Origin of the sequence: Salmonella sp. SJTUF15570, from assembly GCF_043357055.1 — a bacterium.
In the GTDB taxonomy this organism is placed as follows: domain Bacteria; phylum Pseudomonadota; class Gammaproteobacteria; order Enterobacterales; family Enterobacteriaceae; genus Salmonella; species Salmonella enterica.
This window is the reverse complement of record NZ_JBEUKJ010000016.1, coordinates 36610-59465: the sequence shown is the minus strand read 5'-3', so window position 1 is coordinate 59465 and position 22856 is coordinate 36610. Positions and strand designations below refer to the sequence as shown.

Genomic DNA, 22856 nt, shown 5'->3' with positions numbered 1-22856 from the left:
TTTTATTATTGCTCATGCTACAGTGTAAAGACGCTGTTCAATGAGGAGCTCCGATCGTGTCTGGTTTGAAAATTACTCTGTTGCAACAACCTTTAGTCTGGATGGACGGCCCGGCAAACCTGCGTCATTTTGACAGACAGCTAGAGCTCGTATCTGGCCGGGATGTGATTGTTCTGCCTGAAATGTTTACCACCGGCTTTGCGATGGAGGCCGCTAATAACTCACTTTCGCAAGATAGCGTGATTACGTGGATGCAGGCCAAAGCCCGACAAACTGACGCTCTGATTGCCGGCAGCGCGGCGCTACAAACTGAGCGCGGCGCCGTAAATCGCTTCTTACTGGTTGAACCGGAAGGCAAGGTTCATCTCTATGATAAGCGCCATCTGTTTCGTATGGCGGATGAACATCAACATTATGCCGCAGGCGATAAACGCATCATCGTGCAGTGGCGCGGTTGGCGCATTCTGCCGCTGATCTGTTACGATCTGCGCTTTCCGATATGGTCGCGCAACCGCAATGATTACGATCTGGCGCTGTATGTAGCGAACTGGCCCGCGCCGCGCTCGCTACACTGGCAAACATTACTGACGGCGCGCGCTATTGAAAATCAGGCTTATGTCGCAGGCTGCAACCGGGTTGGCACCGATGGCAACGGGTTACATTATCGCGGCGATAGCCGGATCATTAATCCCCAGGGCGACATTATCGCCACCGCCGAACCACACCAGGCGACACGTATCGATGCCGATCTTTCTCTCGTCGCCTTGCAGGACTATCGCGAAAAATTTCCAGCCTGGCGCGATGCCGATCCATTCACCTTGTAAGCAACCTGCCGCTCACCGCGGCGGGATTGTTTCACTCCGTAACTCTCCGTAAAACAAATTCGCGTGGCGTAATGTGGCAGGCAACGTATTCTGACTAAGAGCCTATCCCACCAGGCGTTATTGGCGCAGCCAGTTTGGACACGGACAGCGCGCAAAAACCGGAGCGTACACGTAGTACGTGAGGTTTGACTCGCTACGCTCGCCCTTCGGGCCGCCGCTAGCGGCGTTCAAAACGCTAACGCGTTTTGGCGAGCACTGCCCAGGTCCAAAATGGCAAGTAAAATAGCCCTAATGGGATAGGCTCTAAGATAATTGCTCGCCATTCGTGGGTAATAAAAACGGTTAATCACTCCCTTATCAGGATATCTTCATGAAAAACTTTGTACGCACAACTTTACTGGCAGCGACTCTGGCGGGCGTTTCTTTTGGCGCTTTCGCCACCGCTGTCCCCAATCCTCCCCTGCCCGCCCAGGATCCTATTGTCCAGCATCTGAAGCTGACAAACGATCAGATTACCCGGATCAAAAAACTTCACCAACAACTGGAAACCGACGTCAGTCAGATTTCTATGAAGGGAATTAAAGACGGTGCGCTGATAGAGGTGATTAAATCCGGTAAATGGGATGACGCCGCCGTAAAACAGCAGCTTGCAGCCTTCAGTAACATAGAACAACAGGCTCGCTATTATCGGGTTAAATATTATTTTGATTTAAGCAAAGTCTTAACACCAGAACAGCGTCAACAGGTACAACAAGATCTCGCCCAGGCACTTGAGTAAATATTTTTGCCCGTTATTCCTGGATAACGGGCTTTATCCAGGACAGGTACAAATTCATCTTCATCTTTTTCTTACAGCATCGCACCATCTCACACTACCCGTTACATAACGTAGAAGTGAAACCGTACGTGGGGCTGGCATACGTTGGGCAATTTGGCGAGGAGATGGATTTCCATACCGACGATTATCGTATTGTTATTTAAAATCTTCATCTCATTTTTTACCCGCTTACAGAAAACCCAGCGTTACAATAGACCGTTTTTTGGGCTTCGTTTATGTAATCGTTATATCACACCCTATACCGTGAAACTTGTCTTTTAGCCCAATATTAAGGCAGGTTCTGAAATGAAAAACTTTTTCGCAGTCTGCATCATTCCCCTTGTGGTAGCCTGGTCCGCTACTGCATCAGCAAAAGAAGGGATCTATATCACCGGGAAAGCGGGGACATCCGTAGTCAATGTCTATGGAATCAACTCAACCTTCAGCCAGGATGAGATAGTTAATGGTCATGCAACGTTACCTGACCGTACCAAAGGCGTTTTTGGCGGCGGGGTTGCTATCGGTTATGACTTTTATGATCCATTCCAGCTTCCAGTACGTTTAGAACTGGATACCACTTTCAGAGGTGAGACGGATGCTAAAGGCGGGCAGGATATTATTGCATTTGGTGATCCAGTACACATAAATGTAAAAAATCAGGTCCGAATGACCACTTACATGGTTAATGGCTATTATGATTTTCACAATAGTACGGCATTTACTCCCTATATCAGCGCAGGCGTTGGCCTCGCTCATGTGAAGCTAAGTAATAACACCATTCCTGTTGGTTTTGGTATTAATGAAACTCTGTCTGCTTCAAAAAATAACTTTGCCTGGGGCGCAGGTATCGGTGCAAAATATGCTGTAACAGATAATATTATGATTGACGCCAGTTATAAATACATTAATGCAGGCAAAGTAAGCATTTCAAAAAATCACTATGCTGGTGATGAACATACCGCTTATGATGCAGACACAAAGGCTGCCTCCAATGACTTCATGCTCGGCATTACTTACGCCTTTTAAACACTATCGGTAAAATAGCTGGTCCTGTGGGTTCCCGAAGGCGCAATGGAGGATATCAGTAATGAATACTCCTGCGCCTTCAGAAAATCGTTGAACAGGTGCAACCTGGCGCCATTTTTCAGTACACTGCAACGTTTCTGGTATGGGCTTAACTTCCGGCTGCCCAAAACAGCCCCGTCCTGTTTCCGGGTATTATCATTTCCGTCAGTCGGCATCATGTTTTGTATTGGGCATCGTCAAAAGACGACTGGCTGACCAGTCGCATATCTCGATGCCTCAATTCAGTCATCATCATGTGGGTTTAAGTCAGGAACGTGTCAAAACCATTCCAAACGGGTTAATCATCATTCAGAAAATCAATTTGTGGGCGATTATTCCATTTATCTTCAATAAAAGACAGAAAGCGTTGAAATAAAGGAGAATAATACTGACGATGACGCCATACAAGATAAATGGGGAGATCTGGAACCCTCCATTCAGGAAGTATAATTTCAAGTTCATTATTTTTTAAGTATTTGGTGGCAAGCCAGGCCGGAGTCATGAGGTTGATACCCTTTCCTTCTAAAACCAAATTAAGAACACTCAAAAGATTATTGGAAGATAAATGAACATTAACAGCGCCACTAATAGTGTATGATTCATCCTGACGGAAAAGAGTAAGAGGTCCGGAAAGACCATGGTTGTGAAGACCCACAATAATGTGATTTTCCAAATCGCCAGGGTGTGAGATCCTGCCATATTTTCTGATATATTTCGGACTCGCACAAAGAACCAACTTCAAAGGGCTTATCTTTCGATACACGAGATCCTCACTTTCGATTATGCCACTTTTAAAAACCAGCTCATCAAACTCCAGGGATTTACTAAAAAAATCGCTACGCTCTCGTGAATCCAGGTAGATTTTTGTATCCGGATAGCTAGCTGTAAATTCCCATATCCACTTATTGGCAAGAAACTCACAGACAATAGCCGGAGCCGAAAATTTTATACTCCCTCTGATAATTTTATCCGGATTTCGCAATTCATCCAGCAAGGACTGAAAGGAAGATGTTATCCTTTTCATGCTTGCATAGGCTGTCTGACCAGCTCCAGTCAGTTCTAAGTGATGTGAATCGCGCCGAAGTAAAGTAACCTCAATAGAATTCTCAAGGCGGCTAAGCGATTTACTGACAGCAGAAATGCTAATATCTAATTCCCGTGCAGCCCGGGAAAGATTCCCTACTTCCGCCACTTTAATAAATATCATCCAGTCTCGCATACCACGATTATTGATCAGTTCCATCATTATCTTCCGTTGATAAAAGAAATTCTTATATTAAAGGAGCTATCAACGACTTACTGATGCGTCATTGTGTGCCTCAATGTCCTTGATATCATCATAATAAAAAATCTATTGGCTGCAAAATAGCATCTGAATCGATCATGATTTTGCATCCATCTCCGGTTACTAATTGAACCTGTTTACCACTCAGTGTAAATACCCTATCTCAGAAGTGATCGTCAAGGTTGTCGCCGAACCAGATCTCAATAATAAAGTGGTTCATTGTCATGCACCCGTTCTGCAAAGGCATTCTCCTTTTCTGTGACGCAGTCTGGAGCACATTAATTGCATCGTTCACCTAACAAAGTATCCCGTGGAAACAAGCAAAACATCGCCAGATTATTCTTACTTGCATACCCCCCACCCGGCTCGATATTATTTGTGAAAGCGGAGGAAACAGAACAGACGGTTTAAATAAGACACTTACTCAAAACACAAACCTATGTGCAGGCTCCTCTCATTTCGTCACGTCGCTGATATCCAGCTTTACTGGCGCCAGGGGAAGATATCTGCGCAAGGCAATAATTCCGGCGCAACAACAACCACTCCCGCTGGGCCTCTGTACATTCAAAATCGCCCATGACCAAAAGCCAACGGGTAGAAGCCCTGCGCCAGTGACCTGCTGCCTCCAGATTCTGCGCAACCGGGTCTATCACGGCCTCCGGTGTTATCTTATTTCTGCTCAAAATCAGCACCATCATTTGGGATATAGCCTACAACCCCTGCCCGCCGATGATGGGGGAGGATTCGGTATGCAGCACTTTCATCCTGGTCTCCGGCTCAGTCAGCTATCCGACGTGCCCCCTTATGCCGGGCCAGCAGCGAAGAAAATCCGGGCGTGGTGTGATAAAACAGACGACGTTTCAGCCAGCCCACATTCTTTCGCTCCTTTGTGTTGATACGACCAATACGCTGTGAACCGATGACTGGATTGTTCATACGCCTTTCTGTGGTATACAGGTATGTGAACCCCAGCTCTTCAGCCACATGAATATAGTCAGAACAATACCAGCCCTCAGGCCAGCACAGATGCTGACTGCAGTAACCCAGCATCTCCCTCATCCGCTTACGACTAAGAAGAATATCGACACGAAGCAAATCCGACGGATTACGGGACACAGGTTTCTGGTCCCAGCGTCGGTGGGTGTGCGTGTGCGAGTGAAACTCAACAAGGCCACTGAGGTGCATCTCCCGGACCTCTGACCAGCGCAGCATGACCTCATCAGCCCGGCCTTGTTTAACCAGCATCTGACACTCATCATGAGAGTACACCGGTTCGCCTGCAGGAATACGGACCGGTCCGTCACTGATCAAACTGGTCACAAGAAAGAGATGCGCATGCAGATTAAACTCCTGCAGCACCGGAAAAACCTGCAACCAGTTATCCAGCCAGCCGCCATCAAAGGTCAGCATGACGCTTTTACGAGGCAATCTTGCACCATGATAAAAAGCTTCCACCTCTGCAGCAGTAACGGTTTTCCAGCCAGATTCAGCCAGCCATTTCATCTGCGCCCGGAACGTACGGGGAGATAAGGTTATCTGTCCGGGTTTATCACTGACATGGTGATACATTAATACCGGTAAATGTCGTGCATAAGACATATGCTTTATTCCTTTATGTAAAAAATAAATTATTTTTACGCCTGAGGGGACAAGAAAAAGCCCCCTAAACATAAAATCTTAAATATCACATATGAATACCTGACAGATAAACAAACCTTATACTAAGGGCTTATAAAGCCCCGCTCACAAAAGAGTGAATCAAACAAATCCACAAAACAGAAAATAATAAAGGCATCAGTGTCCGTTAAATTATTTTACGAAACATAATATTCCTCTCCCTACAAAAAAAGATGAATTTCAGATTTTAAAATCAATCAGCAATTGATTTTTCTGCAATGAAGATTGCTAACCATATTTGCCTTGAGTAAATTTTCAATACATCCTCGAACCTGATATACAGTATTCGCCTTATTCACTGATACAGGAAGTATGAGTGGAACAGACGGCTACGTATCCTCCTGCGCCAATGCACAGGCCTTAAAATCCAGCGTCCAGGTGTCCGCAGGCACTTCCTGATTGCCATCAACGACCACACTGAAACTGGCGTTATCTGCAGCGGTTCTTAAAATGGCGCCACGACCACTCACCGTATCTGGTTGCCACCCCTCGCCCTCCAGGCGAACCTGAATGTGATGGCGAGGATCCTGTTGCCCGCTCAGCAGCAATACGGCAGGCGTGTTACCCGCCTTTTGCTCATCGCTCCATACCCGAAACCCGCTGTGACTGCCGTGATAAGTCACCCAGCCTTGCGCAAGCACCATCCCATCTGGCACATGCCCGGCCCGAAAGTAAGTCCCTACACGTAGCGTTGTCTGAAGTTTTTCTGCGGCGTTCGCTATCGGCACCAAGCTACTGGCAGTGACCAGTAAGCTTACGCTATAGATAACCGTTTTCACTCGCTGTATTTTCATCCACATTATTCTCTCCTTCAGAATCGGCTATCTGCAGAGACCGCTCATTTGATACAAGCCCGCGATTCCCTTGTGGGCAGGTAGCTGGTAGTTAATCCGACATTGCTGTGCTCCCCATTTCACCGTCAGTTCGCCCTTATCCGCCAGACCAGTGAGATAAACCTGGCTATCAGTATCCACCAGATCAGCACTGCCATCCTGCCCATTGACTGTAACCTGCGCCCCGAAAGGAATGGCGCTACCATCTTCCCGTTTCAGCGTCATCAGTGCCCTGGCCCCGATGCGAGTGTGAAACTTCGCTTCCACCACCGCCCCTTCGGTTGGCACCACGCGCACATCGGTTTGTGTGACCTCTGCGTCATCCGGTAGTTGCGACGGATCGAGGCTGACTGTATTCTCCTGATAGACGCTCAGGTTGCCCACTGTGGTGTCGCCACGAAAATCCGTCTTAACGCCAGGCCAGCCGCCAACTGGCACCCCCGAGGCCCCTGGCGCTTCAACCAGCGCCACTGAGCCTTGCAAAGGTTGCCCCAGCGTCACACCATGATGGTGGATAACTATACCTCCCGCGATATTGACTCCCATCTGGCGCATCGCCCGGCTGTAGCTATAGTCACCACCTAACAGGCCGTAAGCTCCATTCCATGCCAAGTGCAATGCGCTGTTATTACCACCACCTGGCGGGGCATCGGCACGGTAACTCTGACGCACCTCCCAATCCAGTTGCTGACTGAATGCCTCTCCGTTGACCCCCACTTGTTGCGTCTGACCACCGTGTGATGGTGAAGTCATCTGCCAACTAGCACTTACATTATTCCCCGTCCAGCGGCTTAATGGCATACTGAACCACAGGCTGGTTATGTTCTCTTTACGGTGCGCGCCATTGCGCCACAGCGTTCTGTTTTGATTCCAGTTCAATGACAGCGAGCCCCCTCCGATAGAGGTTCCCCAACTCAGTCCGTAGCTGTCATCATGACCGGGGCGATTACGCCAGTCGGTACGGGAACCGGTTAAACTCAGATTGCCCAAATGCCTCCCCCATGACTGACTCAACATCAGGGTAGTACGCGAGCTCGGCTGCAAATTTTCCCGCCACGACCATAGACGGTTGCCATCATGTCGATAACTGTCGAGCACATCGGATAGGGTGTTATAGCCCTGCGAGGCATACTGCCATCTCGTCAGAAAAAAATTTGTCCCCGTCGCAGTCAGCTGGTTGCTGTAACGCAGTCGCCAGGAGGCTCCTTGCTGTACCGCCTCCCCCTGACGCTGACTGTGTGTGTCGCTTCCATCGACAGATAAACTCCCCCACCGCCCGAGAGATCCCCCCAAACCAAGCAATGCAGCTTGATAGTGCGTTGCACTCTGTATACCGCCGTATGCAGTGAGATTCCACGGCAGACCATACATCAACGTAGCCTGCGCGATCTGCGCCTTATCCGTTGCAGAGTCTGACGATCGGTATCGGCCCGCCAACAGGCTGTACTTCAAATATCCCTGGTGCAGTGCTATCGCCGGGGTCTGATACGGCACCACAAACATTTGTGTACTGCCATCGGCCTCCCACACGGTGACATGCAGATCACCACTACTGTCTGTTACCGACAGATCCCGCAGTGCAAACGGTCCGGGCGCCACGGTGGTGTTGTAAATGGTGTAACCATTCTGGTTGACCTCCACCCGAGCCTGCGTGCGGGCAATCCCACGCACTACCGGAGCAAACTGCCGCTCACTGTAGGGCACCATGTTGTCATCCGATGCCAACATCACACCGGTAAATGGCACACTATCAAATATCTCCCCCTGCGAAGTCTTTTGCCCCAGAGTCAGACGACTTTTTAGTGAGTACAGTCCACGCTCAGCATAGGTATATGCTGCCTGCCACTTCCCCGACAGTTGACTACTCCGCTGCCAGCTGGTCGCATTGCGGACACGCCACGCACCTATATTGATTCCCGGTTGCAGTTGTACCCAGGAAGAGTTGTCACGCCCCACCATATCCATTTTGTAATCCGTCTGCGTTGTCCTCGCACTGTAGTTCATCAGAAACGCCGGAATACCATCATCCCAAAGATCTTCTGGAGCGATCCCCTTAAATTCCGGACGCAACGCCAACTGCGGAATACTCAGTTGCAGTTGCTGATTATTGATATCCAGTACCGCTTTAGCCTGTGGAATGGCGGTCAGATCCGCACACTCATCTGGGGGCTTTGCTGCTTTCCACAACTGAGGGTAATCTTCCGTTTTTACGCCGTAGCGTGAAAGCTGACTGACCGTCAAACAAGGAGCCAGAACAGGCGTTCCTTGCCCATCCTTTTCCAATTTGAACACCACATCACGGGTGTCGACACGTTTACCATTCACCATCACGTCCACGCGATAAGTCCCTGGCTGTTGTACCCCCTGGTTAAAGAGCGACATATCAACCCCTTTCGCTGCATCGCCCAACATCGATGCATCGAATGTGTAAGCGTGCGCATTTGCGCAGTGAACTACTCCCGCGATAAACAGTAGCAAGGCAGGATGTTTGAACTTCATATTCTGCCGCTAAGCCCCTGGATTTATTTAAGGACGTAGTGGAACGGATGACTTTCACCACCAAAGTCTGTAATAACGCTCCACTCGATATCACCACGAGTGCCACCTGGCATATTTAGTGTTTTGTCAGCAAAGGGGGGGATATACTCAAGCCCTGTAATGGGCTTTCCCCCTACTGTGACGGAGGCTAAATTCATGTAAAACGGGGTGGGGTTCTCCACCTTAAGTTTGTTGCCCGTCTCCACCCATCTTAAATTTCCTGCAACATCTTCCGGCGTCCCCTTCACGGCATCCGGGCGGAAAATCAGCTTATCACAGACGTTGATGGACAAATTGAGGTCAAGGGTCGCGCCCTTAGCCTGTGTATCCGACGGTTCATTTTCGGGTGGTACCGCCTTTACACAGACCCACTGTAAAGTTTCACGATCCGTTGGCATGTCACCACCAGTACGGACAATACGCAGTTGACTCTGCTGGTTCGCTTCTAAACGAAATAGAGGCGGCATCACCAAAAAGGGAGCAGGCGAACTTTTGTCTGCTGCTTTGACTGAAGACTGAACCAAAATAGGGTAATTCTGCGGGTTGCTCACCGAGAGCGTGGCTCCAGCTGTACCAGCGTGATAAATCACCCGTGTAGCCCCCAGCTTCACGCTGAATGATTTAGCGTTTAAATTTAATTTCTGCTCAGAGGCATACACTGGAGGAGTTATAGAATTAGAGACGAATAAAACAGCCGCCATTACACCAAAACTAATAATTTTCATATTACAAGTTATAAAAAAATGTATGACTTGATATTTATTGCGCCTTAATAAGGCGCAATAAAAGTTGTTTACTATTAAGCTTGATACTCCGCTATGTTTAGCGTCACTGGATAAGTATCAGCCTTTACCGTTTGTGATCCAGACAATTTCACAGCGACTTTATCTGCCATGTTATATACCCACCACTTATGCGAAGCACCATCCACTAATGAACCTTTATTGCCACAGCCTACCCCCCCAAAGTTAACTTTAATGGTATTACCATTTTTACCAGTTACCGTCCACACATCGCTGGCGTTGCCCACTACTTCAGGTTTAGAATAATCTCCCGTTACCGCGTATTGTTTGCTCGAACCGCTTACCGAAAGCACAGCAATAGCCTCATCAGCCTTATGAGGCCCTGCCACCAAGCCAGACACTGGAGTAAGCCGTGCTTGTAGTTGTCCAGGATTACTGAAATTTACATCCGCCGACACGCCAGTGCTTGTATTCGGCACGAGCGAGCCAGCATAACAACTAGCAGCCATAATGCTTAATGCACTTGCGATAATTAAATTTTTTACGTTTTTCATCGAAAAACCACCTTTTTTTAACCAAATTAAAATAATCCAGCACATCCAGAATACATAACGCCATACCAAATCTTACCGTATGGAAAAATCCGTGGCTGGTAATAACAGCTTGTACTTATTGGTATTTGTTACCAATTCAAATAAGTAATGTCATAAAAATCTATATATCAGAGCACCTCTTAATCACGTTGTTGTAAATATAACCAGTATTGATGTTAACATTGTGTTGTCAGGGGGGAATAGAATGCTAGTCAAAAAGCAATTATACCTTCCATTTACATTCAAGTGATAACATTACAATGACACCCACCACACTGGGTGTGGGAAACTTATCTTCGAAGAGAGGATAATTATCAGGCATCGTTGCAACATTGTTTATATTTAAACATACATCTCCTAACTCGACGGTAAGATTATTAGTTAACTTTTCCTCGCAGGGAAGATCTTTAATGGAAAATCTTGTTTTCCGAAACGGAAAAGCAATTATAAAGCTCCAACGAGAGTCTCAACACTAAGAGCTGACTGACACAGGCCAGACTGATTATACAGGCATGAAAAAGCTCTCCCCTTCCTTTCAGTTCTTGCTGGATTATGCAAACGTCGCACCACCTCCCCGTGAACATGGCACATTAATTTGAAGCAGCTCTCATCCGGTATCGCTTTTCAGTGCAGCGAAATTCATCGCAGGTGCCCCCGTAAATAGACCCGTTTTAGTTCCATGCATTTTTAAGATTCCGGCCAGATAACGTTATTGGCGGTATTCCTTGGGTATCATATTGTTCCGCGATTCATGTGGACGTTCGCAGTTATATTCTGATAACCCTTTATCCGTAATTTACCGCACCTCATTCAGCGTTCTGAACAGATAAGAATTGAGTATTTCTGTACGGTATGTCCGGTTAAAACGCTCGATGAAAACGTTTTTCTTCGGCTTACCCGGCTGGATAAACGCCAGCTTTACTACATGTTTCTTTGCCCATTCAGCCAGTGCCAGCGAGATAAATACCGGTCCCTTATCCATACGCAGCATGGCCGGATAACCGCGGTTGCTGTAATCCTGTCGAGTACACGGACCACTCGCAGAGCTGGCAGATTCAGATCGATTTCTATCGACAACGCTTCACGATTACAGTCATCAACAACATTGAACTTGCGAAAACGACGCCCACAGACCAGCTCTGGTTCAGCGCTTCCGGCGTGACCTGTGGCGAGGGATTGCGTACCGGCAGCCGTTGTTTACCCTTACGGCGAAAATTCAGCTTGAGCAGACAGTAAATACGGTGGAGCCTTTTGTGATTCCACGCGTATCCCTGCCGCCGTATCCAGACTTCCAGTTGTCCCTGGTGGCTTCAGAAATACCGGCCTCCCGGTAGACATCTTTAACAGTCCGTCCGGATTCGACTGTTCTAATCACAGCGATGATCTGGTGCGCAGTAAAACGGGCTTTACGCACAGCGATCTCCTGCGTTGGCAGATTGATTATGTCGGATGATCTCTAAATGTGAATGGCTCGATTATGCGGGATACTTACATACTCACGCATTGAGAGACTTTCAGTTCGTTTGTACGGTGAATGGATGCCGCAGGCGGGGTTTATTAACGGGATGCCCGTCAAGGTGCGGGTAATGAGGGATTGCATCGTGATCACGCCGCAGCATACCCACGGACTCTTTGTCTGTATTGAAGGGATGGGCGTAACCCGCATTAATAAACGGAGTGCAGAACAGTGGTTAAAAAAATTTCTGGGGGCGCTGAACAATACCGGAGATATTCCGGTGATTAAACGCAAAAGAACGGAACAGGAGTTAATGAGTAATTGATAATAAAAAGCCGGGAAAAGATAACCCCTCCGGCTTTTACACATTATTCCTCCGGTTCCAGATGTTTTATTTCAATCCTTTTGGTTTTATTTCGGGATGTTTTTCATATAATGGATTCATTATTTTAATAAGCATTTCACCCATGATCAAACCAACCGCTTCTCGATATACCTTAAATTCATCCTCATCACAACGGGACTGAACAACAGCAACAGATTCATCAAGCTCCTTACCGAATCTCAACATTAAATCACTAATTAATATAGCTGTATCCTTATCGTTAACCATACTTATTCCTGTAGTAAAAACATCAACAGCATTGATTTTATTTGCATTCGTTAACACAATTCCAGCAAGCAAATCCGTTACTTTTTGTAGGTAAAGGCATAAATGAGCATTCACTAATGCAATTATTTTCAACCATTTTTCATCTTAATAACTTGCCAGAATCACCTCTATCAGTACCACAAGTAATAAGGCCAAGAGGATCACTATCTGTAATAGGATTCAGAGGATAATGATATCGGCTCCATCCCCCTTTCAGCCCTATTGGATCTACGTAATATACCTTCCCAGTCCCGGATTATAGAAACGGCGCTAGTTATAATACAGCCCCGATTCTTCATCGCATTGGGATAGGCTCTAACTGGAGTTATCACACGTTAATGTAATTTAATTACCTCCCCATGTTTCCCCGCATCATCCGTATACATTGCTTGCAAGCATATTTTTTGTCCATCATTTTTAATATAGTTAAATTCTTCAATTAAAGAATAGTTAATATAGTCCACTCTATAATATAACTCCACGGATTTTGAATTAATGACATTACTATATTGAAGTTTTCGCCCTTTAAATTCACCGAGTATTTTCATTTTAGTTTCCATAACTGTTAAAAAATCTTTTCTCGCAGTGGCATTTTTGAAAGAGTCACATGACAAATCATATATCTCAGCATACTCCCCTTTATTATAAAGAGAAAAAAGCTTATCAACTTCTTCTTTCGCAACGTCTCGAATAGCGCTATCATTTTTAATATTCTCTCTACCTAACCATGTAAAAAATAGAATAACGAACAACACAATCAACACCATAAATAGTAACGATAGAAAAAATCTATTTCTTTTCACTTGAATTCACCTGATAACCAATCATATTCCTTATCCATCAGATCGAAAATCTCCGATAGACACCTCGAATGCCGGGAGCATGTGAGTTCCCCCTAGTCTCCAAATCCGGGTCCCATACTCACACCTTTTGTATATTTATAACTATCAGTTTGATCACAAGCATCTGTATAAGCCATTCCCGCAAGAAGTGCCCCCATAAGAATCCCCTCCAGACTCTGATATTCCTGGTGATAAATCAGCATCAGGGGCTGATAGTGTGAATAACAAACCAGCAGAAGTACCTGTACCGCTATGATCACACAATGAATAATACACACAAACCTCTCTTTCCTTTGGGGTGTGTACTCCGGCTCCAGTTGCCCCGCCATCTGCTCTGGCGTCAGCCTCCCGTAACGGTCATACCGGTACAGTTACTGCATATCTTCCGTGATGCGGTTATCCGCCCATAATGATTTCCCGGCTTTTATTCAACGAAGGATTAATAATTTCATGTACAGTCTCTGATATTCTTTACTCAGAGTTATCAGCCTATCCCCCAAAATAAATCACATATTATCTTGATTATTTTTTTAAGATTATCTCTAAACATCCCTCTTTTCGATAAAGTGGCATATAACATCCATATTATCGCGATTACACTTCCAATAATAAAGATCAACATGGATATTTTATTAATCATATTCATCAAACATCAATGTCCCTATCTTTTTGATGAAATTCATTGGAGAATCCATCATGTTATGGAATTTCTCTTTATACACATCGCTAATTGATGGCTCATCTGGATCGTCAAACTGTTCACTATAAGGCAATACACCTAATAAATTTTTGCAGCACCTATCCTTGTCGGTTTCATTAAGTGATTCTGATAATCATAAATTTGCCCTGTTATATGAAGCAGTTGCTAATGTGATATTCCCCCCTACCAGAGAAACATTGCCCACTGGAGACAATGTAATAAATCCATCAGCAGCAATACCTATCCCGAGTTTGGCTACCCCACTTGTGTGCAATCTTGCAGAATTAGCTATATTTAAACTAGCCGTTAACATTTTTGCCGGATTAAATGGAAGATTATCCAGACTATTATTAGTCTCATCTATCATGCGACTACATAATTCACATGTAAACAATCCCAGCGGATCTGTATCTGTGACGGGATTCAACGGATAGTGGTAAGGATTTAATCCCCCTTACAGCCCTGTCGGGCCCTGACTGACGAACCTGCCACACTCCGGTGCATAATATCTGAACAGATTTTAATGCAGGCCCGCTTCATCGTCAAAATACGGCCCCGGCAGCCGGTTGCTCATCACTGGCCGGGGAGAGGGGGGCGCGGTGCCAGGATGTCGCGCCCATACTCACTCACCCTGAGCTCCACAATCAGCCAGCATCCGGCGGATAAATAAGAATTTATTTAGTCAGCAAATATGAATGCCTCCGGCGTCAGCGTCCGCCACATCAACAGCGAAACCTGCATGACCGCCTGTTACTCACAAATCCCCAGCCAGCACCTTAAGGGCGACTGGCTGGCAGAAGCGGGATTTGATACCGGGGCGAGCGTGACCGTGAAGAGCTCCGAGGGGTGTTTGATCCTGATTGCAGAGACGGACGAAGTGAGGGATCTACGGAAGGAGCTTTATCAGGTGAAAAAGTCGATGAAGCATATTAAGGCGGGGGTAAATGATGTGGTGAACGGGAATTAAATAATAAAAGAGCCGGGAAGATTTAATTTTCTTTCCCGGCTTTATTTTTGTTAACTTTAAGATTTACAAAGCAATAATAATATAGAAGCTTTCTCACCAAACAAAATACTTCTATTATTTACTTCTTGTATTGACAAGAGAAAATCGTGTCTAAGATCGTCAGATAAATGATTGATATTACTAACCTCAAGTAATATATATTCATCCTGTTTTATATTTACAGATGTCATCCCATCTTCCGGGATTCTCAAACTAGTAAGGCAATCAACAAACGCATGAAAATTATTACCATAAAAATCAGGAAAACCAAACAGTTGCTTAAATTTATTATGAAATTCAATAACACCATTTATCTCTTTTAAATCAATAGATAAAGTAATCATCTTCATTACTTCCATCCTCCAAGATCTATCTCTATGAAAGAGTCGTAATGATCATGACTATAGTATGCCTGACCTGTTTTCGTATCAACAACAATACGTCTAGCACCTCGATTTCCAACACCAGGAGTTTTTACAGTCCATTCTCTATAAGGGCCACTTCCCGTATTAAGGCGTTGGCTATCAGGTGATATTTTGAAATTATTTTCAAAAGGTATTCCATCACGAGGATAAGCAGGTCTATTTAATTTAATATTATCTATTGTTTTTTGTACTTCTCTCATTTCTGCGGGAGTCATTTTATGCCCCCACTTATCACTTATAGCCGAATGGAATTCTTTCGGATTCTTAGCAGAGTGAGAACATTTAAGACCTAACGGATCGATCCAACTTAACGGATTCGGTGCATACGCATATAAGTTTATTCCGCCCCTCAGCCCGATCGGGTCGCCCGATATAAACTTCCCGATATCCGGATCATAAAATCTGTACAAATTGTAATGCAGCCCCGTTTCCCTGTCCAGATATTGCCCCTGGAAACGCAGGTTCTGCTGTACGGGCCGGGTTTCTTTTTCATGCGTCAGGTTCCCCCATACCTGATAGCCCGCTTCCCAGACAATATTGCCCCCGCCGTCCGTCATCTCCTCCGGCGCGCCGTTTACGTCCGTATGGTAATACAGCACCTCATCCGCTTCGCCCGGCGCCGCCCTGTCCACCCGCGCCAGCGGCTCGTGGCTCCCCTGGTCGCTGTAGATATACAGGCTGCTGCTTCTTCCCAGCCTGCACTCCTGCGCCAGCCGCATTCCGTCCCATAAAAACGTCGTCCGGTTATACGGCTTTCCTTCCGCGTCCAGTTCGTGCTTCTCCACCCGCCTGCCCGGCGCGTCGTACACGTACCCGTAACGCCGTACGGTGCTCCCCCGGATGACCGCCACTTCCGTCAGCCGGTGCTCCGCATCCCAGCGATAGTGCTGCGTACCGTTGCGGCCCCGCTTTTCCACCACCCGGCCATATTCATCGTAACGGTAATGCAGCCCACGGTATGACGTTATCCGGTTGAACGGCACCACGCTGCCTGCACCCGCCTGCGCGGTCTCTCCCTGCCGCCTGTCCAGCAGGTTCGCCGCCGCGTCGTACTGCCAGCTGTCCAGGTATGCCTCATTCCGGCACGCCGTGATACGCCCCGTCGTGTCGTAAAAATAATCCGTCACCCCCTGCCGGCTGTGCCGCTTTTTCAGCAGCTCATCCTGGCCGCTGTACGCATATTCCCGGTCAATAAACGTCTCCGGCACCACACCGCGCATTCCTTTACAGGTCAGTTTCCGCGTTAACCGGCCCGTCCGGTCGTACATCCGCCGCGTGTCCAGCCGCCCCTGGCTCCGCTGCACCTCACGGTGCAGGTGGTCGCGCGTGAACTCGCTGATGACATCACGCCCCAGGTTGATTTGCTGGAGATGGCCGCTCCCGTAGTACAGGTACCGCAGCGTCCGCCCGTCCGGCATCTGCGTTTCTGTGCGGTTGCCCTGAACATCGTACCGGTTCTGCAGCACGCCCTGCGCCGTCTCCTCGCTCAGCAGGTTACCCGCACTGTCGTAGCTGAACCGGATAACTTCCGGCTCTCCGCCTTCCGCCGCATCATGCCGCCTGCGGCGGATTTCCAGCAGACGGTCCGCCGCGTCGTACCGGTATTCCGTGCGCGTCTCCGGCGTGATTTTCGCCGTCAGCCTCCCCGCCGCATCACGCTCCAGACCGTGACGGATTTCTCCCCCGCGCTCCCCGCCGTATATCACCGCCGTCACCGCATTCAGCGCGTTATACCCGTATGCCCGGCGGCTGCCGCCGGGGTCCGTCTGTTCCGTCACCCGGTCCAGAACATCGTACCGGAACCGGTAGCTTTCCCCGTTCTCGTTCGTGAGCGTGGTCAGCCGCCCGTAAGCGTCGTACTCATACGCCGTCCTGCGACCCGTCGCATCCGTCTGCCTGCGCACCCGCCCTTGGCCGTCCCGCTGCCAGCGTGTTATCTGCCCCGCCGGGCTGGTGTATTTCACCAGCCGTCCCGCCGCATCCGGCTGGTAACGCTCCGTACGCCCGTCCGCGAACATGACCTCCGTCAGATGTCCGTTGCCGTCATAGCTGTAACGCGTACTGTTACTCTCCGCGTCCGTCACCCTTTCCAGCCGCGTGCGTTCATCATAAAACCATGCCGTCTGCGAGCCAGAACAGTCCGTGTGGCGCATAAGCTGCCCGTCTTCGTTCCACTGCAGGTATTTATCTCCGCCCCGCGCGTCGGTTATCCGCACCACCTGACCGTGCCGGTCGTACCCGTATACCGTGCGCTGGTGCAGCGGGTCGCTGACCGCCTGCAGGTTGCCCCGCTCATCATACTCATAACGCCACGCCGCCCCCGCGGCATCCACCTCCGTTTCCGGCTGGTGCCACACCGGATGCCACTGCGTCTGCTCAACCCGGCCCAGCGGGTCATGCGTCTCCGTCAGGTGGCCGAGACGGTCATAGACATAACGCCATTTGCCGCCCTGCGCGTCCGTCATCCCCAGCAGTAACCGCTCTTCATCGCTCCAGCGGAAAGTGGTCATCTGCCCGGCCTCGTCCCGGTACGCCGTCACCAGGCCCTGCGCATCCCACCAGTGGCAGCGCGTACGCCCCAGACTATCCGTCACGCACAGCGAACGTTCTGCCAGATTCCAGTCCAGACGGTACTGCTCGCCGCTGTCCGTATGATGGCCCGTCACCCTCCACGCCGCATCGTCCGGGCCTTCAAACCACGCCCAGGTGTAGTAATACCGTTCGCCGCCCGGCTCCCGGTGCATCGTCATGCAGTCGTTGTCGTCGTACGCAAACTCGCGCTGATACTGACCTGCGTTGTCCACCACCCCGTTCAGCCGCCCCGCCTCATCGTAGCGGTAACGCCGCAGCAGCTCCGGCTCCCCTTCCGGGGAATGGCGGAAGATGCGCGTCACGCGCTGCGGGTGCGCTGCCAGCTCATAGTGCAGCCGGATGCAGGGGCGCTGCCGATCGCCGCTGATTTCCACCAGACGCCCGTGGTTGTCGTAGGTCAGGTGCTGGCAGTTACTGTTGCGGTCGCCCAGCATTTTCAGCCGCCGACGCTGTGGGCTGAACGGGTCCGCTTCAAACAGCCTGTACACGCCGTCATCACTGCTGATAAGCCAGTGGCCCTGTTCGCTGCGCCGCACTGCCAGCCCCTCGCCGGGGCTGTAAAAACCGCTCCCCGGCTCCACCGCCTGCAGGTCAATTCGCCGTCCCATTGGGGATACATACGTCATGCAGTTTTCATCCGGGTTGTCCGGCGTACGCTCCAGGCACACTTCATACAGCACGCTCCAGCCCCGCCCGAACATCCCCTCCGTCCGTTCATCACGGCTGCTGTAGGTCCGCTGCCACTCCAGCGGGAAGTGGCCGGGCAGACTGAAATCAACGTCATCATCGCCTGCCAGGTACTTGGCTCCGGTGGCGGCGTTTACCGGGCGGTTCAGCGCACTCCCCGCCTTCTGAACCATCATGTTAATGCCCAATCCCATCATAAAGCAGGCACTTTTAGCTAACGCCCGTCCGGGCTGCATGAACGTCAGCGCAATGGTGGTCACCAGGGTTATTTGTGACTTACCGCTTTTGATATCCCGTACCACCAGAAGCGGCCCGCCGATACGTACATCACCGGATACATGTACGCCGTTCTCAGGCTCATCCACCACTTTTGCCTCGCAGGTACAGCGTACCCCGCTGCGCGCCGCAGGCTGGCTGTTGATACGCACATCCCGCGTCCCTTCGGCGATATATTCTGCTGCGGGCGGCTCATCGTCGCCTTTGAACAGGTTCGACACGCTGCCGATAAGCGCGCTTGCCGCCTGAAAACCGGTTTCCAGCACATCGAAAGTGTTCATCGCCCCCAGTACCGTCCCCACCGGGTCATCCGTCAGCGCCTGCAGTTTCTGCGCCATAAACTGGGTGAATGAAGAGGGATGTTTGTGGCAGTCGATTTTATCATCCTGTTTCGGGTCAGACCCCGGATATGCCGTTGCCACCGTGGGCTGCCACATCTCTGAAATAAAGTGGCCCGTGTCGGAAAGCATATCGCCCGCCTCCGCCAGAGCATCATTTCCCAGCGAGGCCCATCCTTCCGCTGATCCCATCCGGCTCACCACGGAAACGACGCCCTTAGCCATATTCTCTGCCCGGCCTTTTACTGCATTCAGATATTCCCCGGCCACATCCCACATTGATTTGGCGTCCTGCCTGCGTTTTTCTTCTTCTGCCTCTGCCTGCGCCTGCGCATCCAGGGTTTCTACATCATGGCGTGATAATGCCGTTGCCGCCGCCCGCGCCGCCCGTTTGCTGTTAATCCGGGTATCGCCTGAGCCGGTCAGGATATATCCCTCAATTTTCGGCGGAAAAAGGCTGTTGGCTATGCCTTCACAGGCTTTACTGATTTTCTCCCCGGCGCCACTCAGCAACATCGTCGCGCCGACCACGGTCCCCACAAGTAATACAGCGCTGCATCCCAGCGTTGCCACCGTAGCCCCCGTCGCCAGCGCCACAACAGCCAGTGCCGCAAAATCAATAACCGCATTGATGGCGAATTCCAGCGCACTGCCCACCAGATCTGCCAGAAAGGACGTATGCAGCAGCGCGTCGCCTTCCCTTGCCGCCCAGAATGCTTCTCCCATACCACACTCCCTGTGTTATTGTCCGGTTGCCGTGTTTTCCGGGTCCAACCTGAAACGCAGATTCTTTTTGATATCCGCCCAGCGCACCCTATCCACTTCGGTTAACGCTGTTGAGCGGGCATAGGTCAGGGCCATCATTACCCGGCTGCTCTGTAGCACAAATACCGCCTGGTACTGATATACATGCTCATTACCCCGGATGAACTGACTCTGTATTTCCAGCCCTTCCATTTTCCCGTCAATACCCAGCCGGACAACCTGTGCTGGCGTATAACGCAGTTCCTTAACCTGCTTTTCCAGTTTTTTCATCTGTTGTTCAACCTGGGACGCCAGTTCATCACCGTCCTGCATTTTGCCGCGGCTGATAATCAGCGCCGCATCCGGATCGCTCAGGCGGATCATATTGAGGGTGCTGTCCTGGGATATATTACCGGAGAAACTCAAGATGGCTTCGTTGATATAATAGTTCGTCATGATTATATAAAATCCTTTTTGGTCTGAAAGTGTTGATAAGTCCGGCACTAAAATAAAAACTATTCTTTGGGTGGAAAAGTTTCCTTAATTACTGCTGCCATTGCTGTTTTTTCTGACTCACCAAATGTTCCCACTTTGGGTTCTCTTTTATCCATATTTAAATCCAGCTGCCCTTTTATAGTATTAATCTGACCATCGGCATCTGTTGCAGTAATATTGAACGTTTTACAGGTTACGTAAAATTCCCCCTTACTGCTCATGTACAGAACGGTGTCACCACAACTCAGAGTAATAGAATCACCCGCTGCCAGATATAACTCTTTTACCGTCTGAATGGTTTTATTTCCTCCGGCCAGAGAGGTATCGTCATACTGAACTTTATGGTCGCGGACAGCGCCAATAGTGGCTATTTCTGACTGATCAATGACCTTAACCCGATTATTCCCCACCCAGTGACTTTCATTATTATTAACTTCAATACGCTGATCTTTTTCAGCATGTAGCCAGACCTCTTCACTACCGGGTTTATCTTCAAAACGCAGGGCGTTGGCATTGGTCGGTCCGCCGCCGATAGTGTGGCTGTATATCCCGCTCTGTGTTGCCGCGCCCGGCAGTCCCCACGGCGGCATGGTGTCCTGGTTGTAGGTACGCCCCACGATGATCGGCAGATCCGGATCGCCGTTTTTGAAATCCACCAGCACTTCCTGGCCGATACGCGGGATCTGGATCATCCCGAAGCCTTTGCCCGCCCACGGGTAGCTGACGCGTATCCAGCAGGAGCTGTTTTCATCCATTTTGCCGTAGCGATCCCAGCCAAACTGTACCTTTACCCGCCCGTACTGATCCGTCCAGATTTCCTGGCCCGCCGGGCCGGTGACGATGGCGCTCTGCGGCCCTTTGGTGTGGGGTTTGCTCACCGTCCGCTGCGGGCGGTACACCTCGCGGGTGGGGTGCAGTTCAAAACGGGTGGAAAAGGTAAAGTGCTGGTCCTGCCCGCTGTGCTGCGCGTTGTCCTGCACAAACAGCAAGGTCTGCATCAGCAGGTATTCCTGATTGACTTCGGCGGTGGGATAGTTTTCCAGCGTGAAGGTATAACCGGTCATGAGTGTGCGGATATTCCCTCCCCCCAGCACCCGACTGCCGGGGCTGCGCTGCGCTTCCATACGAATGCGCGTCAGCATCTCGCCTTCACTCTTGTCGAAGTAGTCTCCCGGCCACTCATAATGCTCGTAGGTGGCATGACCGGTTTCACGCGGGTTTGCCACCGTGTTTGCCAGCAATGAACGTGGCTTCGTAAAATCGAAATCATCCAGCACCCACTGGCCAGTCCGCAGACTCTCGTTTGCCGTGATAGTGTGGATAAACTCCTTGTCCAGCTTCAGCCCTTCCTGGTGCCACTCGACCAGCGGCGAGTCCGGACATGCTTTGTGGGCGCTGATGGCATCCGCCAGCACCAGCGTGTGGCTGTCCTCGCTGTGCTCAAACCACCAGTAGATGCCCCACTCCTGCATCAGTCGCTGAAGAAAATCAAAATCAGTTTCACCGTACTGCACCTGCCAGGTACGTACCGGGTAGCTTTCCACCAGCCGCTTTTCCACCGGGTAGGGGTATTCCGCCAGCACTTCATCCAGAATATCCACCACGGTTTTATTCTGGAATGCTTTGTAGTCGCTGGTATGGGTCAGCAGTTTTACCCACGGCTCCATACGCAGCTCATAGGTAACCGAACGCCCTTCATGGCCCACCACCCGCGCCGCCGTGACCAGCCCGCTGATATGCCGTTTACCGCCACCATCCAGTTCGATGTTGACGCATAGATCTTTGCCCACCATCGGTTTGAGCGGCAGGTTGGCCGCCGGGGAGACATAGCCCAGATTCAGGGTGTCGGGCGTTTTTAGCTGTACCACATAGCTGAACAGTTCACTTAATGTTTCGCCGCCGTCCAGGCTGGCGAACAGTAATGCGCCCGGCGGTACGGCGCTGCCGCTGACCGTCACATTATGCGCCCCCGGCCCGCCTGCAACAGCGGAGACGATGGCCGATACCGCATCCTGCGCCATACCTGCGGCGGCGGCAGCCTGCGCCGCTGCCACCGCGGCTTTCACCAGTCCTGATGGCTCCGGCAATGCGCCAAACAGCGATCCCGCAGCCTGTTCCACAGCGGCTTCCGCCGCATCTGCCACGCTTCCGGCGACTGAATCTGCGGTGACACCGCCACTTTCTCCGGTTATCGGCGGCGTGGTTGTCGTCAGCCCTCCTATACCGGATTTATTATTTGTGGATACAAAACTCATGGTAGTGACTCCT

The 22856-nt window shown here is 49.8% G+C and carries 19 protein-coding genes and 5 pseudogenes; 5 read left to right on the top strand and 19 right to left on the bottom strand.

What is annotated here, in order from left to right; all coding sequences use genetic code 11:
* The first annotated feature begins 56 nt into the window (after positions 1-56).
* From ABVN44_RS22310 to pagN, 3 genes are all read left to right on the top strand, one after another.
* Positions 57-824, top strand: coding sequence for an amidohydrolase (locus tag ABVN44_RS22310; protein WP_000015789.1), 768 nt, complete (start codon positions 57-59; stop codon positions 822-824).
* A gap of 370 nt (positions 825-1194) precedes the next feature.
* A complete protein-coding gene (locus tag ABVN44_RS22305; protein WP_000788200.1) occupies positions 1195-1602 on the top strand; it encodes a Spy/CpxP family protein refolding chaperone in 408 nt (135 codons plus the stop codon).
* 345 nt (positions 1603-1947) lie between these two features.
* On the top strand, positions 1948-2667 hold the full coding sequence (gene pagN, locus ABVN44_RS22300) for an adhesin/invasin protein PagN (protein ID WP_000787603.1): 720 nt from the start codon (positions 1948-1950) through the stop codon (positions 2665-2667).
* A 3-nt stretch (positions 2668-2670) separates the two neighbouring features.
* On the opposite strand, the pseudogene ABVN44_RS22295 reads toward pagN, so the two are convergent.
* The 10 genes and pseudogenes from ABVN44_RS22295 to ABVN44_RS22250 all read right to left on the bottom strand — a co-directional run bounded on the left by ABVN44_RS22295 (position 2671) and on the right by ABVN44_RS22250 (position 11750).
* Positions 2671-2885: pseudogene (locus ABVN44_RS22295) on the bottom strand (hypothetical protein).
* Between the two features lie 119 nt (positions 2886-3004).
* Entirely contained in the window at positions 3005-3952 is a 948-nt protein-coding gene (locus tag ABVN44_RS22290) for a LysR family transcriptional regulator (RefSeq protein WP_000970302.1), read from the bottom strand.
* A 496-nt stretch (positions 3953-4448) separates the two neighbouring features.
* Positions 4449-4686: pseudogene (locus ABVN44_RS22285) on the bottom strand (PerC family transcriptional regulator); the annotation flags it as partial.
* 82 nt (positions 4687-4768) lie between these two features.
* On the bottom strand, positions 4769-5590 hold the full coding sequence (locus ABVN44_RS22280) for a polysaccharide deacetylase family protein (RefSeq protein WP_000119391.1): 822 nt from the start codon (positions 5588-5590) through the stop codon (positions 4769-4771).
* Between the two features lie 407 nt (positions 5591-5997).
* Positions 5998-6468 carry an AfaD family invasin gene (afaD, locus tag ABVN44_RS22275; protein ID WP_023231370.1) on the bottom strand — a complete coding sequence of 157 codons (471 nt, stop codon included), beginning with the start codon at positions 6466-6468 and terminating at the stop codon, positions 5998-6000.
* 21 nt (positions 6469-6489) lie between these two features.
* Positions 6490-9000 carry a fimbrial biogenesis outer membrane usher protein gene (locus tag ABVN44_RS22270; protein WP_023231369.1) on the bottom strand — a complete coding sequence of 837 codons (2511 nt, stop codon included), beginning with the start codon at positions 8998-9000 and terminating at the stop codon, positions 6490-6492.
* Between the two features lie 23 nt (positions 9001-9023).
* Entirely contained in the window at positions 9024-9764 is a 741-nt protein-coding gene (safB, locus tag ABVN44_RS22265; RefSeq protein ID WP_000691916.1) for a pili assembly chaperone SafB, read from the bottom strand.
* A gap of 74 nt (positions 9765-9838) precedes the next feature.
* Positions 9839-10336 carry a Saf-pilin pilus formation protein SafA gene (locus ABVN44_RS22260; RefSeq protein ID WP_048348967.1) on the bottom strand — a complete coding sequence of 166 codons (498 nt, stop codon included), beginning with the start codon at positions 10334-10336 and terminating at the stop codon, positions 9839-9841.
* 748 nt (positions 10337-11084) lie between these two features.
* Positions 11085-11658: pseudogene (locus ABVN44_RS22255) on the bottom strand (integrase core domain-containing protein); the annotation flags it as partial.
* Entirely contained in the window at positions 11592-11750 is a 159-nt protein-coding gene (locus ABVN44_RS22250; RefSeq protein WP_371254939.1) for a transposase, read from the bottom strand. The pseudogene ABVN44_RS22255 and the gene ABVN44_RS22250, both read right to left, overlap by 67 nt.
* 91 nt (positions 11751-11841) lie before the next feature.
* On the opposite strand from ABVN44_RS22250, the gene ABVN44_RS22245 reads away from it, so the two are divergent.
* Positions 11842-12156: a SymE family type I addiction module toxin gene (locus tag ABVN44_RS22245; RefSeq protein WP_023892102.1), complete on the top strand. Its 315-nt coding sequence runs from the start codon at positions 11842-11844 to the stop codon at positions 12154-12156.
* Positions 12157-12222: 66 nt separating this feature from the next.
* Here ABVN44_RS22245 and ABVN44_RS22240 read toward each other — a convergent pair whose 3' ends face one another.
* The 5 genes and pseudogenes from ABVN44_RS22240 to ABVN44_RS22220 all read right to left on the bottom strand — a co-directional run.
* Positions 12223-12501 (bottom strand): hypothetical protein, encoded by a 279-nt coding sequence (locus ABVN44_RS22240; RefSeq protein ID WP_012543321.1) that lies wholly within the window; start codon positions 12499-12501, stop codon positions 12223-12225.
* A gap of 130 nt (positions 12502-12631) precedes the next feature.
* Positions 12632-12789: pseudogene (locus ABVN44_RS22235) on the bottom strand (RHS repeat-associated core domain-containing protein); the annotation flags it as partial.
* A 29-nt stretch (positions 12790-12818) separates the two neighbouring features.
* Complete coding sequence (locus ABVN44_RS22230) at positions 12819-13286, bottom strand: hypothetical protein (RefSeq protein ID WP_023232370.1); 468 nt, start codon at positions 13284-13286, stop codon at positions 12819-12821.
* A gap of 872 nt (positions 13287-14158) precedes the next feature.
* Complete coding sequence (locus ABVN44_RS22225) at positions 14159-14392, bottom strand: hypothetical protein (RefSeq protein WP_124741005.1); 234 nt, start codon at positions 14390-14392, stop codon at positions 14159-14161.
* Positions 14393-14416: 24 nt separating this feature from the next.
* A pseudogene (locus tag ABVN44_RS22220) lies at positions 14417-14590 on the bottom strand (RHS repeat-associated core domain-containing protein); the annotation flags it as partial.
* A 126-nt stretch (positions 14591-14716) separates the two neighbouring features.
* Here ABVN44_RS22220 and ABVN44_RS22215 point away from each other — a divergent pair.
* Positions 14717-14992 (top strand): SymE family type I addiction module toxin, encoded by a 276-nt coding sequence (locus ABVN44_RS22215; protein WP_023232369.1) that lies wholly within the window; start codon positions 14717-14719, stop codon positions 14990-14992.
* 56 nt (positions 14993-15048) lie between these two features.
* Here the strand turns inward: ABVN44_RS22215 and ABVN44_RS22210 are convergent, their stop codons facing one another.
* From ABVN44_RS22210 to ABVN44_RS22195, 4 genes are read right to left on the bottom strand one after another with little or no spacing between them, the layout of a single operon-like run.
* Positions 15049-15381 (bottom strand): barstar family protein, encoded by a 333-nt coding sequence (locus ABVN44_RS22210; RefSeq protein WP_001750702.1) that lies wholly within the window; start codon positions 15379-15381, stop codon positions 15049-15051.
* Positions 15381-20075 carry an RHS repeat-associated core domain-containing protein gene (locus ABVN44_RS22205; RefSeq protein WP_223508140.1) on the bottom strand — a complete coding sequence of 1565 codons (4695 nt, stop codon included), beginning with the start codon at positions 20073-20075 and terminating at the stop codon, positions 15381-15383. Before ABVN44_RS22205 ends, ABVN44_RS22210 begins: the two co-directional genes overlap by 1 nt.
* A gap of 15 nt (positions 20076-20090) precedes the next feature.
* Positions 20091-20549 (bottom strand): DcrB-related protein, encoded by a 459-nt coding sequence (locus ABVN44_RS22200; RefSeq protein ID WP_000186514.1) that lies wholly within the window; start codon positions 20547-20549, stop codon positions 20091-20093.
* 59 nt (positions 20550-20608) lie between these two features.
* Positions 20609-22843, bottom strand: a complete 2235-nt coding sequence (locus ABVN44_RS22195; protein WP_023232367.1) for a type VI secretion system Vgr family protein — start codon at positions 22841-22843, stop codon at positions 20609-20611.
* Positions 22844-22856: the final 13 nt, after the last annotated feature.